This window comes from Paenibacillus kobensis NBRC 15729 (genome assembly GCF_004000825.1).
GTDB classification, from domain to species: Bacteria; Bacillota; Bacilli; order Paenibacillales; family Paenibacillaceae; genus Paenibacillus_T; species Paenibacillus_T kobensis.
This window is the reverse complement of sequence record NZ_BILZ01000066.1, coordinates 13244-27624: the sequence shown is the minus strand read 5'-3', so window position 1 is coordinate 27624 and position 14381 is coordinate 13244. Positions and strand designations below refer to the sequence as shown.

Sequence of the window (14381 nt, the reverse complement as noted above, 5' to 3'; positions counted from 1 at the left end):
GAACAAATCGACAACTTCATGGGGGCTTCGCCAGCCGTAATGAATCAATTCGCGCCGGTTCGGCACTTGCGTCGACCGAAGGACATGGCCGATTCCTTCGCCGTCATGGACGATTCGCCGGTATATAGGCTCTGGTATTCGTTCCGGATATAGAATCACCAAATTTTGCGACACGGGCAACCAGTTTGACTCTGCGATCAGATAAGATTCCCTCAGCTCATACGTCGAGCCGGATTGCTCCTGCTTCACGATGACGGCCCTCATCGTATCTGACACGATAAGTTCCAACAAATCGGTTGTACGGCTTTCAGAGGTCATCAACAACTGAAAAATAAGCTTCTTCAATCGATTTACCTCTTCATCCAACGTCATATCACCACCTTTCGTTCAAGCTTGGTTAGATCGTATATTCGTTAAACTAAGTTGTCAAGTTTGGATTTGTAGCCAATATTAATAGTAGTAGACTAATATTGTTAACATAGCGTAAAGATGGTACGATGTTCGAGATCCTCGAAAACCGACTCTATGACTGGAGTGATTGAATCGATGTCGTCCTTATCCCGATCTATCGCATCATTCGGAAATTTTTTCGGCAACAAATTTATTCGCGTCATTCTGATGTCCAGCTTCTTTCTCCAAATGGGAGTCTGGACGCGCAATTTCGCCGTACTGCTATATGTCATGGAACAGACGAATAACGATTCGGTAGCGGTTTCATGGATCTATGTCGCGGAGTACACGCCTATCTTTATTTTCTCCGTAATCGGAGGTACGTTCGCGGACCGGTGGCGGCCGAAGAAGACGATGGTGAACTGCGACTTGCTCAGCGCCCTCTCCGTCCTCATCGTTCTGCTAGCTTTAATTGGCGGCTCGTGGCGGGCTATATTTTTCACTACGCTCATCTCGTCGATCTTGTCTCAATTTTCTCAACCTTCAGGCATGAAGTTGTTCAAGCAGCATGTACCGGAAGAACAAGTACAAACCGGCATGGCGATGTACCAAGCGATCATTTCGTTATTCATGGTAATCGGCCCTGCAATCGGCACGCTCGTATTCTCGACGTTCGGCATCTATGTCTCGATCGGACTTGTCGGCATTTCCTTCTTGTTGTCGGCCGCAATGCTTGCCATGCTGCCGCCTGACCGTGCTGCGGCATCAGTTAAGAACAAACCGCCCGTACTTCAAGAACTGAAAGACGGCTTCCGGTATGTCTTCGTTCATCCGGTGCTAAGACTGCTGGGCATTGCCTTCGCGCTAGGCGGACTTGCTGTCGGCATCATTCAGCCGCTTGGCATCTTCCTTGTCGTCGACCGTCTGCAGCTCGATAAAGAATACTATCAATGGTTCTCGGTTGCGAACGTCATTGCTATGGTCGCCGGAGGAGCGCTAGTCGTCGGCATCTCGAAGCGGGTATCGTCACAAAAAATATTGGCCATCGGCAACCTGATCAGCGCTTTCTCTGTCGTAGGAACCGGACTCTCGATGAATTTCAACCTTTCTCTTGTCATGCAATTCGTCCGCGGCTTCGTTCAACCGTTCATACAAGTCGGCATTAATACAATTGTCATGAAATCCACCGAAGAAGGCTACGTCGGCCGCGTAAATGGCATATTCGGTCCCGTATTCATGGGTACGATGCTCCTTATGATCATGCTGTCGGGTTGGCTAAGCACCTTCGTTCCGCTTGTAACGATGTACGTTCTATCCGGCGTCTTCTTCCTTATCGCGACCGCCGTCATCTCGCTCATGTTCAAGTTAGAATTGAGCACCAAGTACGCTTCAGCTGTAAGCGCCTCCGTTTCAAACCGATAATTTAACAACGTTGAACATCACGTCCTGGATTATACATGAACAACATAAAGGGCGCTCACTAAGTCTTCTTCACGACTTAATGAGCGCCCTTGTTCCTATTTACTACGCTATTTAGACAAATTGATTTCGATATGAAGTGCTAATCCAGCTGACCGCCCAGCGTCAAAATGACCGCTTTATCCTTCGTGACAACGACCGTATGCTCGAATTGGGCAACGAAGCTTCCATCGTCCGTCTGCAGCGCCCAGCCGTCGTCTCCCTGCGAAACTTGTTCCGCACCGGTCGAGACGAACGATTCGAGCGCAATGACTTGACCATCTTCCAGAAGCGTCGTGTCATCCGGATCATAGTAGCTCACAATATGTTCCGGTTCCTCATGCAGCGACCTTCCGATTCCGTGTCCGGTCAGGTTCTGTACGATATAGAATCCGCGCTTGCGCGTCTCGCGGTACACAGCTGCGCCGATCGAATTCAGCTTCGCGCCGGCGCGAGCCTTCTTAATCGAGACATCAACAGCGAGTGCCGCACATTCGATAAGCCGTTGTTTGATCGGTGACGAATCCGGCTGCACGACGGTTGTTGCCCCAGTATCAGCATAGAATCCGTTCTTATATGCAGAGACGTCGACGTTGACGATATCGCCGGCTTGCAACACCCGGTCGCCTGGAATACCGTGCGCAACCGTCTCATTGACGCTTATACATGTATGGCCCGGAAAATCGTACATTTTGATCGGTGCCGATTCCGCTCCGTGCTTCGCCAGCAGTTCAGCGCCCAACTGGTCGAGTTCAAGCGTCGTAATGCCTTCTCTTACTTGCGCTATAAGCGCATCGCGGACATGAGCGACGATCGCGCCGATCTCGCGCAGTCCCTGCCATTCTTCCTCTGTTCTTACGATCATGACGGTACATCCTTTCTACAATCCGATGTCGTTATTATACGATTCACGTCTATTGTAGAAGTATACTCCATTGAGGTTGTTGATGCCATCATTTCGGCGCAAACGTCTCAATTCCGTCACGTCCGCTGACAATTAACGAAGGCGGAAGTACAGATCGTTCCAGCGAAGTTCGCTGCGGAATTTCTGAACATTCGTCGTTTGATCGATGACGACACACTCCACATTCGCCATCTCCGCCCAATCCGCCAGTTGCTCGGTCGTAATGACATACGACAATACGGTATGATGAGCTCCGCCAGCATAAATCCAAGCTTCTGCCGATTCAGCCAGCGAAGGAGCCGGCTTCCACAATACGCGTGCGACCGGCAGTTTCGGCAACTCGGCTTCCGGTTGAACCGCTTCTACTTCATTGATAATAAGGCGGAACCGGCTTCCCAGATCCACGAGCGATGCGTTAACAGCCGTTCCGGACTTTCCGTCGAAAATAATGCGTGCCGGCGCTTCCTTGCCGCCAATGCCAAGCGGATGGACTTCAATGCGAGGCTTCGTCGCCGAAATCGTTGGGCACACTTCCAGCATGTGCGCGCCAAGAATCATTTCGTTGCCTGGCTCGAAATGGTATGTGTAATCTTCCATGAAGGAAGTTGCCTCGTTATCCGCCATAATCTTCATCATCCGCGTAAGCGCTGCTGTCTTCCAGTCGCCTTCGCCAGCGAAGCCGTAGCCTTGCTCCATCAGACGTTGAACGGCCAGACCTGGAAGCTGCTTCATGCCATGCAAGTCTTCGAATGTCGTCGTGAATGCGGTAAAGCCGCCTTCTTCGAGGAACGACTTCAGCGCAAGTTCGATACGCGCTTGATAACGAATCGATTCCATGGATTCTGCGTTCGCCCGGACTTCGTCCGAAATCGTGTAGGTAGTCTCATATTCGCCCATCAGGCGGTCGAGCGCTTCCTCCGATACGGCATTAACGCGTTCCACCAGATCGCCAATGCCATAGCCGTTAATCGACCATCCGAATTTGATTTGCGCTTCGACTTTGTCGCCTTCGGTAACCGCTACCTCCCGCATGTTGTCGCCGAACCGGGCTACTTTCAGCGAACGGCTTTCCGTAATTGCAGCCGCCGTACGCATCCAGCCTGCGATCTTACCGCGAACGCCTGCATTCTCCCAATGGCCCGCGACCACTTTGCGCGCCACGCCCATTCGTGCACCGATAAATCCGTGTTCACGGTCGCCGTGCGCGGATTGATTCAAGTTCATGAAATCCATATCGATCGAATCCCACGGGATATCCCGGTTGAATTGCGTGTGCAGATGGAGAAGCGGCTTGCGGAGCGCGGACAAGCCGGCAATCCACATTTTCGAAGGCGAGAAGGTATGCATCCATGTGATGACACCTGCGCAGTCCGGATCGTCCGTAGCCGCTTGGCATACTTCGTAAATTTCATTCGGCGTTTTCACTATAGGCTTGTAAACAATTTCGTATGGAATCGATTGATCCTGCTTAAAGCTGTCCACGATGTGCTTGGAATTGTTCTCGACCTGCTGAAGCGTCTCCGGCCCATACAGATGCTGACTGCCTGTAATAAACCAGAACTGATAACGTTTCGTCTTTAACATTGAATTAGTCCTCCGTCTCGGAATCATTATGGTCATCACACTACAAACTTACTTGTACGTACATAATCATACATTATTCCTGCAAACCTCATATGAACCACACTGAAAACAAATAAAACACTTAGTTTCAAAAGGAATTAACTTGTACGAACAAGTTAACTATGGTCATTGTACAACCAATAAGTCCCGGATTCAAGACTTTATTCGGGAGCGGTTATATGATCATTCGTGGGTAACAGCATAACAATTCTACGACATAGCTGACCGCTTCCAACATTTGCTTGATCATTCAGTCAAAAGCCTTTCGTATACGAATATTTAGGAATTAAATCAATTTGTCGCACAAAAACTTGACATTGATACAGTTTGTATCATAAATTAGTAAATAGTAGCGAACGATTGTTTCGGGGTACCTGTAGCCTATCCCCGGTGTGCGCGAAATCGGCTATGACATGAAAGCGAGTCTGCAGCTTACCGTAAGGAGTAATGACATGACCATGACGATGGGAGATCGATTGAGGGAACTAAGACTAAGAAGAAATTTGTCTCAAGAGGAGGTGGCACGGCAAATTGGCATAACGCGTTCAGCGTACAGCCATTATGAGATTAACAACCGACAACCGGTATACGACACGCTTATTAAGCTGTCTGCTTATTTCGAAGTCTCTCTCGATTACATTATCGGAGGGGAATCAGGCAAGCCGGACTCCGGTATGTCTCCGGAGACTGTCGAAATTTTTCGTATTCTAAGCAACATGGATCAAGACAAACGGAAACAGTCGATTACGAAAATGATGGATGTCATCCGGCAGTCGGAATGACCGCCGGATGATCGAAAATTATATCCGCTGCTTGCGTTTGATTGATGTACCCAGCAGGTATAACGACACCATCATAACAGCTCCTCCTGCAGCATAGCCCGCGATGATATCGGTCACATAATGCACGCCAAAGAATAGCCGGCTGAAGCCAACGCATACGATTATGGCAACGCCAACAATGGCTGCGGTTGATTTTGCAACGCGGCCGGCTTTCGTGTAGAGCAGGAACGAGAGCATCATCGTACCGTATACGGCCATTGCCAGCATCGCATTCCCGCTTGGAAAGCTAGCTCCATCGAACTCGATTCCCCACGCTCCGGTTGGTCTCTCGCGATCCAGCCATGTCTTCAGACCTTGATTCAGCAGGTAAGCCGCTGCTCCGCCCGCCGGAATCCACAGCACAGCTGCTGACCGCAACCGCCAACCTAACCATGCGGTATACACGAGCGCTGCCGCAATAATGATTGTCGAAGACCCTAGTTCCGTTACCGCCTTCCATACTTGTTCCCCTTGATGCCCCGCCATGTGCCGGACGGCTTGTGCCGCCTTCTCGTCGATCATCAGCGGCCCCGACTCTGGCAGCACCGCTGCAATAATAATGAACAGCAGCACACAGACTCCGAGCACAACTGCTCCGATTCGAATTCTCATCCCTACTTCTCCCCCAATGTCTTATTACTGTGCAAGCGGCAACTGAATGCGGAAAGAAGCCCCTGCCCCCGCTTTATTGCGAGCCGCGATCGTCCCGCCATGTTGAAGCACGATTTCTTTCACTATCGACAGTCCAAGCCCGCTTCCCGCTTCCGAAGAATTGCGAGATTTATCTTTCTTATAGAAACGGTCGAAAATGTACGGCAAATCTTCTTCGTCTATTCCGCTTCCCGAATCCGTAATCTCAATTATGGCAAATTGCTGGTCGTCAACGGCAGCATCTATCATGATCTGCTTGTTCGCATCACCTGCAGGCAAATACCGCAGCGCGTTATAGATCAAATTGGACATGACCTGCTCCATTCGTGCCATATCGATCCACGCAGCAGTATCGTCCTGCCTTGTTGTACTTGCTTCATCTGCCCCGTTAAGCGGCTCACCTTCGTAACGGCAGATGAGCCTGCCTCCGTCCTTCTCGACATCTGTCTCGAACGACAATTGAACCGATTCCAGCCACCCGCGAACCGATACTTTCTCAAAATGGAACCGGACTTGCCCTGCCTCCAGCTTCGACAGCTCGAACAGATCGTCGATGAGCCCGTTCAATCGCGTCAGTTTGCCGAGCATCATGTTCATATGCTTGCGCTGCATCTCTTTGTCCTCGACAAGTCCGTCGCGCATCGCCTCTAAATAGCCTTGAACGAGCGTCATCGGCGTGCGCAGGTCATGAGAAATATTGGATAACAGATGCCGGCGCGACTTCTCCAGCTTCTCCAGCTCTTCGTTCGACCGCTCAAGCGACATATTGGACTGCCGGAGCGCATTCGTCCGCTCTTCGACCCGAATCTCAAGATGCATGTTCAGCTCCCGCAGCTCGTCCGAGACAAGCTCCACCTTGCGCAGCGCATGGGTGAACCGCTTGGACAGAATAAGCGACTGCATAAGAATGAAGAACGTAATGCCGATCGGTACAAGCTGCACGGACACGACTCTCTCTCCGTAGAACAACATATCGTTGACGACCGTCGCGATAAAAAATAAAAGTCCGGTCAGCACCAACGACGAGCCTTCCTGCTTGCGAATACGTGCTTTAACGACCACATAAACGCAGGCGGCGCTAACAAGAACAATGTAAGCCTGATAGATGGGCAACAACCTCGTGAACGTGAGCGTAGGCAATAGAGCCGTACCGACGGTGAGCATGGTGCCCACAACATTGGACAGCCGGTAGAACCGCTTCGAGCCGTCCTCCGGGAACATTCTTAAGATGTATATATATCCCGTAACACCGCTCAGTGCGAAAGCGATATATTCGATACGCATTCCGAGCTCCCAGGACATATCCGGGAATCGCTGGAAAATGATCGTCTCGCCGGTTACGGCCATGCGTGTCGCGACCATTAGGCACATGAGCCCGAACGGCAGAGTAAACCGCTCTCGTCTTCGCAACGCATACAGACCAATATGGTAGGTGCCGATAATAAGCAGGCTGCCGATAATGAGCAATTGCTCGGCAACCGACATAATCTCGGATCGTGTTACATTCTGCGTTGTGCCTAATAGAAAGCCGGTCCATATTCCGCCCTTGCGGTGCTTATAGTTCGAAACTTGCACAACCAGCTCCACCTTGCCGTTGCTAGCATCGAACGACACGACTCGCGGATATTGCTCCGGCTTCGAAAGGGACGGATCCGTGCTTACATGTCCAGCCTCAGCCAACAACCTTCCGTTGACCCATAGCTTGTAGGAGCTAATAATATTCGGTACGCGAATCGACAGCGTACCTAATCCCTCTGGGACACGAACGATGAGCCGGTACGTCCCGTACCCCAGACCGTCTGATACCGCGGGCTCGTCCGTATAACTGTTCCATGACGAAGGCACGTCCACATAACTAGCCCGCAGTTCACCGTTATCCCAGCTTGTACTCGGCTCCAGCAATTCCCCTCCGTAGAACGTCCACCTTCCATCTAACTGAACGTTCCCTTTCTTCTCGAAATTCCATTGCCGAAGATCAAGCACGCCGTTGGATGCGATCAGCCGTTTTTCCCCATGGACTGGGTTGAAGGAATTGAGCAGCCCCACATTAACGATTACGATTGCAATGAGTAAAATGACGAAAATCCATATACGCCGACGAATCATAGCTCCTCCTTGATGCGTTTAGTCGAATGATGTACAGTCTATCCTCTGATATCATTGCTTCAATAATGCCGCTTCGATTATAATAATCGAGAAAGCAAGGAGGATGGAAGATGAATGTGAGCAAAATTTTGGTTGTCGACGATGAACCCGAAATCATTGAACTCATCACCCTCTATCTCCAGCGGGAAGGGTATGCCACATATTCGGCCGATAACGGAACGGATGCGCTGAGTTTAATAGACAAGGTCAGGCCGGATCTCATCTTGTTGGACGTACTGCTGAAGCAGCTGAACGGACTGGACGTATGCCTGCAAATACGCGAATTGACCGACGTACCGGTTCTATTCGTCAGTGCGAAGAGCGATGACAACGACATCATTCAAGGTTTGTCCGTCGGCGGCGACGATTATATTACGAAGCCGTTCAGTCCAGGACAGCTCGTGGCGAGAGTAAAGGCGCATTTGCGCCGGCAATCCATTAGTATGCACCAGCAAGAAACCGGCCGGGACGTGCTTGCGTTCGACGGCCTCATCATCGATCTGGCTGCACGGACCGTACGTGTCGCCGATCAGCCCGTCGCTTTATCCGTCAAGGAGTTTGAGCTTCTAACACTGCTTGCGAAGCAGCCGAACCGCGCCTTTCAACTGGCCAGCTTATATGAAGCCGTCTGGGGCGTAGACAGCATCGGTGATACGAGAACGCTGATGGTACATATGAGCAATCTGCGCAAGAAGATCGAACCCGACCCAGCCAACCCGCGCTGGATTATTACGATGCGCGGAGTAGGCTATAAATTTAATGCCGAGGAAGGAACAGGAACACCGAATGTATATCGCTAACAACTGGAAAGACTACGAATTGCTTGATACCGGAGAGGGCGACAAGCTGGAGCGTTGGGGCAACTACACGCTTCGCCGTCCCGATCCGCAAATTATTTGGCCAATTGCAGAGGAAACCGGTCTATGGAACAAAGCTGACGGCCATTATCACCGCAGCAGCTCCGGCGGCGGCGAATGGGAATTTCGCACGAAGCTGCCTGAACGGTGGACCGTCTCGTACGGTCCGCTTTCCTTCCATATCCGGCCGACGAACTTCAAACATACGGGATTGTTCCCGGAGCAAGCCGTTAACTGGGAATGGATGATGAACCGGATTCGCGGCGCTAACCGCCCTATCCGTGTATTGAATCTGTTCGGCTATACAGGCGGAGCGACGGTAGCTTGCGCGGCAGCCGGCGCCGAAGTATGTCACGTTGACGCTGCCAAAGGCATGGTGCAATGGTGCCGCGAGAATGCCGAACTGTCCGGCCTGCAGAACGCTCCGATCCGCTACATCACGGACGACGTGTTCAAATTCGTTCAACGCGAGCAGCGCCGCGAACGGCAATATGATGCGATCATTATGGACCCGCCTTCCTATGGACGCGGTACGAACGGCGAGACATGGAAGCTGGAAACGAGTCTATATCCGTTCCTCGAGCTGTGTATGACGATTTTGTCGGACAAGCCATTGTTTGTCCTCATCAACTCGTACACGACCGGCATCTCGCCTAGCGTTCTGCGTAATATTTTGCATATGACGGTCGGTCGCAAATACGGCGGCCAAATTCATTGCGGCGAGATCGGACTTGAGATTACGAAGTCCGGGTTGAATCTGCCTTGCGGCATTCTTGGACGCTGGGAGTCGGAAGAATGACGAACGGACCGGCGGGCCGTCCGAATCAGCCTGAGGCCGAGACGCGAATACCGGTGTTATTCGAGGATAACCATTTGCTTGTTGTCGTCAAACCGCCCGGAATCCCTTCTCAGGAAGACGATTCGGGCGATCCGGATATGCTGACGCTGCTGAAGGAAGACTTGAAAGTCCGCCACAACAAGCCTGGCAACGTATTCCTCGGGCTCGTACACCGTTTGGACCGCCCCGTTGGCGGCGCTATGCTGTTCGCTAAGACGTCCAAAGCCGCATCGAGGCTGTCGGAGACGGTTCGATCGCGAGACTTCGGCAAGACGTACATGGCTGTCGTTCATGGAACGCCTGCGAATTCGTCCGGCACCCTTCGCCACTGGATGCGCAAGGACAGCAAGCGCAACGTATCGGATACGTACGACAAGCCTGTTCCCGATGCGAAGGAAGCGGTGCTAGATTATTATACGGTTGCAGCATCGTCAGACGGACTCTCCCTTGTAGCCGTCAAGCTGCATACGGGCCGGTCCCATCAGATACGTGCCCAGATGGCCGCTATCGGCTGTCCGCTGTATGGCGACGCCAAGTATGGTGCCCCCGCTCCGCGCGGCGCACAGCATGGCACCGTGCTTCTCTGGTCCACATCTGTCGCCTTCCCTCACCCCGTATCGAAGGAACGGCTAGTGTTCCGCTCTTTGCCGGATCAGCGGCTGGCGGGATGGTCCAAGTGGAGCGAACAAGATTTGAATCGGGCAGCGGCCCGTTTCGAGGCCTAAACGATAAGGGTGTCCCGTCGAGGGACACCCTTTCTGTATTGAGCCATTATGTAAGAACAAGACTATATTAATCTTACTTGTTGATTACCAACCCAAAACATGACCGCCCTTCAAGGGCGGTTTGTTAAGCTATCGTTCCCCGTCGTAGTTGGGATTAACTATTCCAACCTGATAGTCGTCTTCATAAACGAGAATTCCAGGGAGCACCTTGGAGACCGATTTAATGATTTCGACCTTATGTTTTTCCGCTATTCTAAAAAATGGTTGCAGCCGTATTAACATCTCTTTTGACTCATCTTCATCTTTGAACCAAGTAACAGCATGGATTGAATTATTATCATCGTAATACGGAGGGTTAGGTAAATTCTGTTCAAACCATTCCTTAGTGTCCAGGTAAAGTTGACTTTCGTTTTCCGAAAGGATTCCATCACGATATAGGTGATAAATAACTACGAAAATTCCATAAGGCTGCTTTGTTTTAGGACTGGAATAGTTACCATGAAATCTAAGATACATGTGCAATCTTCTCCTCTAGCACTCAAATATCAACAATGAAGGTTAACATAGCCAATAACAAAAGAAGCCGAACCGTTGGGTAAACGGAATCCGCTTCTTACATGTGGTCGTTCCATACAAGGATTGAATATTTCATTAAGAGCTGCGGCTGACCGGCTCCTGCGCGTTCGTCACCTTACCGAGCAAGTACACAAGCAGCTGCTGATTGTGCGACGAAATTCGGTCCAGCGCATTACGTATAAACGTGTTGCGAATGTCGATTCCGCGATTCGCTTCCGACAGTCCTTTGTCAGTCATCGTCACCCAGACGATGCGACGGTCCGATTCGTCCCGGTTGCGAACGATCAGTTCGCCCCGCTCCATCCGATCGAGGAGTGTCGTAATGGCAGCAGGCGTTGTCTCCAAATATTGCAGCAAATCCGAAGGCTTCATCGGCTGGTGCTGCAACAACAGCTCAAGAACGTTCAACTGGCCTTCTGTCAAGCTCGGCGACAACGCTTCTTCCAGATGGGTCTTCCATTCCTTCGTCAACTTCATCCACAAACGAGCAAAATCTTCCGAAATCATCGCCTACCCCCCGCCTTCTGTCCAATTTTCCTGTTAATCCTCATTATACCATTTGAAAATGTCGAATTAAAGGTTAATCCACTTAATAATTTGCGCCATTAATCGACGTTTAATGTGAACGAAATGACATCGTTAGACATACAATGTGGCGAGGAATTGCAGATGCGGCTCGAACGCAGTTAGTTGGCGTCGGCATTTATATGGCTTGTACTTCTTTATGAGAACCGCCTTATTGCATCTGTGCAGCGTGAAGGAGGTTGACTTGCAATGGATGAACGGAAAGAGGAAATTATGAGAAAGGTCCGTGCGTACGGCATATTGAATGACCCACAATGGCTGAATAAGCCGGACGAACCGGTGCCATTGTGGGTCCTTTTAGAGGCGCTCGTACAGATGATGGAACGGCTGGAGCCGCCTCATCTGCCTTACGACTAAATCGTTAACGAGCGTATATAGATTTCGATAATAGAATCGTTCTTTTCCGGAGCAACGAGCGGCTTTCCGATAGAACGGCGCTCATCGATCGGCGTCTTGTCTGTAGACAGCGTCCAGGAGGCGCCGCTCGATGCCAGAACGACGAGCGCTTTCTCTTCGCGGCAGTACACCGCGCCGATCAAGCCGCTGCCGTTCGGTCTAACTCGCTTGCCTTCCTTGAACTCGAATGTTGCTATCCCTTTGCCGCCGCGTCCTTGAAGCGGGTATTCAGCAAGCAGCGAGCGCTTGCCGTAACCGATGTCGGACAGGACAAGCACTTCTCCCTCGTCATTCGCGACGAGCGAGCAGCCAACAAGTTCGTCATCATCCTTCAGCATCATGCCTCTAACGCCAGCCGCAACGCGGCCCATCGGATTGACTTCGCTTTCCGGGAACCGGATTGCCATACCTTGACGGCTAACGAGCAGCAACTCCTGCGTGCCGTCGCTCCCCAGAATAGCAATGATTTCGTCTCCGTCAGCCACCTTGCAGGCGGCTATTGCAGTCGAGCGGTTCGATTTATACTCCTTCAGTTCCGTCCGTTTCACCTGCCCGCGCTTCGTAACGAACAGCAGCGAACCGTCCGCTTGCTCGAAGTCGCGAACCGGCACTACCGCAACGATTCCGTCATCCTTCGGCAGCGGCACGACATTGACGACGGCCGTTCCGTTATCCTTCCACTTGAACTCCGGCACCTGATGAACAGGCAGGACGAAATACTGCCCTTTCTTCGTGAAGAGCAGCAGCGTGTCGATCGTGTTGACGCTGAGCAGATGGCGAATGACGTCGCCTTCCTTCACGCCTGCGCTTTCGAGTTCACCGCCCGAGCGGGTATAGGAGAGCATCGTCGTCCGCTTGATGTAGCCGTCGCGGCTGAGCGTCAGTAGAACGTCCTCAGACTGTACCATAACTTCGAGGTTCACCTTCAGCTCTTCCACTTCACCGCGGATATCCGACCGGCGGTCGATGCCGAACTTGGTACGAATTTCAAGCATTTCTTCGCGGATGACACTAATCAGCTTCTTCTCGCTCTCCAAAATGCTGCGCAAATAGGCGATACGCTTCTCGGTCTCACGCAGCTCTTTCTCCAGTTGCGTAATTTCCAGGTTCGTCAGACGATACAGCTGGAGCGTCAGAATCGCGTCCGCTTGGCGCTCGGAGAAGCCGAACTTCGTAACGAGATTGTTCTGCGCGTCCTGGCGGTTCTTCGACGCCTTGATCGTCGCAATAATCTCGTCCAGCAGATTCAGTGCCTTCACGAGTCCTTCGAGAACATGGGCGCGGTCTTCCGCCTTCTCCAGATCGAACTTTGTCCGGTTCGTTACGACTTCCTTCTGATGTTCGATATAAGCAGACAGCATTTCCTTCAAACCAAGCTGGCGAGGCGCCTTGTTCACGATCGCCACCATGTTGAAGTTATAGGTCACTTGCAGATCGGTCTTCTTGTATAGATACGCCAAGATGCCTTGCGCGTCCGCATCCTTCTTCAGCTCGATGACGATACGCAATCCGTTGCGCCCGCTCTCGTCGCGAACTTCCGCGATGCCTTCCACGCGTTTCTCCAGACGAATATTTTCCATTGCAGTAACAAGCCGCGCTTTAACGACCTGATAAGGAATTTCTGTAATGACGATCTGCTGCTTGCCGCCGCGCACGTCTTCTACTTCCGCCTTGGAGCGGATGTAGATGCGGCCCTTGCCGGTGGCGTACGCTTCGCGGATGCCTTCGCCGCCCATGATCGTACCGCCGGTCGGGAAATCCGGACCGCGTACAATCGACATGAGCTCGTCCAGCGACAGATGCGGATTCGCCATCAAGGCGAAGCACGCATCGATCACTTCACGCAAGTTGTGCGTAGGGATCTCCGTCGCGAAGCCTGCGGAAATGCCGCTGACGCCGTTTACAAGCAAGTTCGGATAACGGGAAGGCAGCACGACTGGCTCCTTCGTCGTATTATCGAAGTTATCCTTGAACGGCACCGTACGTTTGTCGATATCGCGAAGCAGCTCCATCGCGATTGTCGACAACCTTGCTTCGGTATAACGCATCGCTGCTGCCGGGTCGTCGTCCTGCGAACCCCAGTTGCCGTGTCCGTCAACAAGCGGGTGGCCCATTTTCCATGGCTGCGCCATACGGACCATGCCCTCGTAGATCGACGAGTCGCCGTGCGGGTGATAGTTACCCATAACGTCGCCGACCGTTTTGGCCGACTTGCGGTACGGCTTATCCGGCGTATTGCCCGCATCGTACATCGCGTACAGAATACGGCGCTGTACCGGCTTCAGCCCGTCGCGAACGTCGGGAATTGCACGGTCTTGAATAATATATTTGGAATACCGGCCGAACCGGTCGCCGACGACCTCTTCGAGAAACGCCGGCAGAAACTGTTCCAGCATGCCCATGAAGCTCTCC

Annotated in this window: 13 protein-coding genes and 1 pseudogene; 6 read left to right on the top strand and 8 right to left on the bottom strand. The window is 51.8% G+C overall.

The features are described from left to right. A pseudogene (locus PKO01S_RS25045) lies at positions 1-366 on the bottom strand (hypothetical protein); the annotation flags it as partial. 180 nt (positions 367-546) lie between these two features. Between PKO01S_RS25045 and PKO01S_RS25040 the strand changes: the two are divergent. Beyond that, positions 547-1812: an MFS transporter gene (locus PKO01S_RS25040; RefSeq protein ID WP_127534181.1), complete on the top strand. Its 1266-nt coding sequence runs from the start codon at positions 547-549 to the stop codon at positions 1810-1812. 139 nt (positions 1813-1951) lie between these two features. On the opposite strand, the gene map is transcribed toward PKO01S_RS25040, so the two are convergent. Next, positions 1952-2713 carry a type I methionyl aminopeptidase gene (gene map / locus PKO01S_RS25035; RefSeq protein ID WP_127534180.1) on the bottom strand — a complete coding sequence of 254 codons (762 nt, stop codon included), beginning with the start codon at positions 2711-2713 and terminating at the stop codon, positions 1952-1954. 132 nt (positions 2714-2845) lie between these two features. After that, positions 2846-4336, bottom strand: a complete 1491-nt coding sequence (gene araA, locus PKO01S_RS25030; RefSeq protein WP_127534179.1) for an L-arabinose isomerase — start codon at positions 4334-4336, stop codon at positions 2846-2848. Positions 4337-4827: 491 nt separating this feature from the next. On the opposite strand from araA, the gene PKO01S_RS25025 reads away from it, so the two are divergent. Further along, complete coding sequence (locus PKO01S_RS25025; RefSeq protein ID WP_127534178.1) at positions 4828-5157, top strand: helix-turn-helix domain-containing protein; 330 nt, start codon at positions 4828-4830, stop codon at positions 5155-5157. Positions 5158-5175: 18 nt separating this feature from the next. Here PKO01S_RS25025 and PKO01S_RS25020 read toward each other — a convergent pair whose 3' ends face one another. After that, positions 5176-5808, bottom strand: a complete 633-nt coding sequence (locus PKO01S_RS25020) for a phosphatase PAP2 family protein (protein ID WP_127534177.1) — start codon at positions 5806-5808, stop codon at positions 5176-5178. 24 nt (positions 5809-5832) lie between these two features. Then, on the bottom strand, positions 5833-7953 hold the full coding sequence (locus PKO01S_RS25015) for an ATP-binding protein (protein ID WP_127534176.1): 2121 nt from the start codon (positions 7951-7953) through the stop codon (positions 5833-5835). Positions 7954-8063: 110 nt separating this feature from the next. Between PKO01S_RS25015 and PKO01S_RS25010 the strand changes: the two genes are divergently transcribed. The 3 genes from PKO01S_RS25010 to PKO01S_RS25000 are packed head-to-tail and all read left to right on the top strand — an operon-like array spanning position 8064 to position 10412. Continuing rightward, positions 8064-8792 carry a response regulator transcription factor gene (locus tag PKO01S_RS25010; protein ID WP_127534175.1) on the top strand — a complete coding sequence of 243 codons (729 nt, stop codon included), beginning with the start codon at positions 8064-8066 and terminating at the stop codon, positions 8790-8792. Further along, complete coding sequence (locus PKO01S_RS25005) at positions 8779-9648, top strand: class I SAM-dependent methyltransferase (RefSeq protein ID WP_127534174.1); 870 nt, start codon at positions 8779-8781, stop codon at positions 9646-9648. The genes PKO01S_RS25010 and PKO01S_RS25005 overlap by 14 nt, the downstream gene beginning before the upstream one ends. Then, on the top strand, positions 9645-10412 hold the full coding sequence (locus tag PKO01S_RS25000; RefSeq protein WP_127534173.1) for an RluA family pseudouridine synthase: 768 nt from the start codon (positions 9645-9647) through the stop codon (positions 10410-10412). Before PKO01S_RS25005 ends, PKO01S_RS25000 begins: the two co-directional genes overlap by 4 nt. Before the next feature lie 129 nt (positions 10413-10541). Here the strand turns inward: PKO01S_RS25000 and PKO01S_RS24995 are convergent, their stop codons facing one another. Both PKO01S_RS24995 and PKO01S_RS24990 read right to left on the bottom strand, forming a co-directional pair. Beyond that, on the bottom strand, positions 10542-10928 hold the full coding sequence (locus PKO01S_RS24995; protein WP_127534172.1) for a hypothetical protein: 387 nt from the start codon (positions 10926-10928) through the stop codon (positions 10542-10544). A 135-nt stretch (positions 10929-11063) separates the two neighbouring features. Then, positions 11064-11495 (bottom strand): MarR family winged helix-turn-helix transcriptional regulator, encoded by a 432-nt coding sequence (locus PKO01S_RS24990; protein WP_127534171.1) that lies wholly within the window; start codon positions 11493-11495, stop codon positions 11064-11066. Positions 11496-11762: 267 nt separating this feature from the next. Here PKO01S_RS24990 and PKO01S_RS28960 point away from each other — a divergent pair, with 267 nt between their 5' ends. Continuing rightward, positions 11763-11930 (top strand): hypothetical protein, encoded by a 168-nt coding sequence (locus PKO01S_RS28960; RefSeq protein ID WP_164779754.1) that lies wholly within the window; start codon positions 11763-11765, stop codon positions 11928-11930. Here the strand turns inward: PKO01S_RS28960 and gyrA are convergent. Continuing rightward, positions 11927-14371 carry a DNA gyrase subunit A gene (gyrA, locus tag PKO01S_RS24985; protein WP_127534170.1) on the bottom strand — a complete coding sequence of 815 codons (2445 nt, stop codon included), beginning with the start codon at positions 14369-14371 and terminating at the stop codon, positions 11927-11929. The genes PKO01S_RS28960 and gyrA overlap by 4 nt on opposite strands. Positions 14372-14381 lie beyond the last annotated feature (10 nt).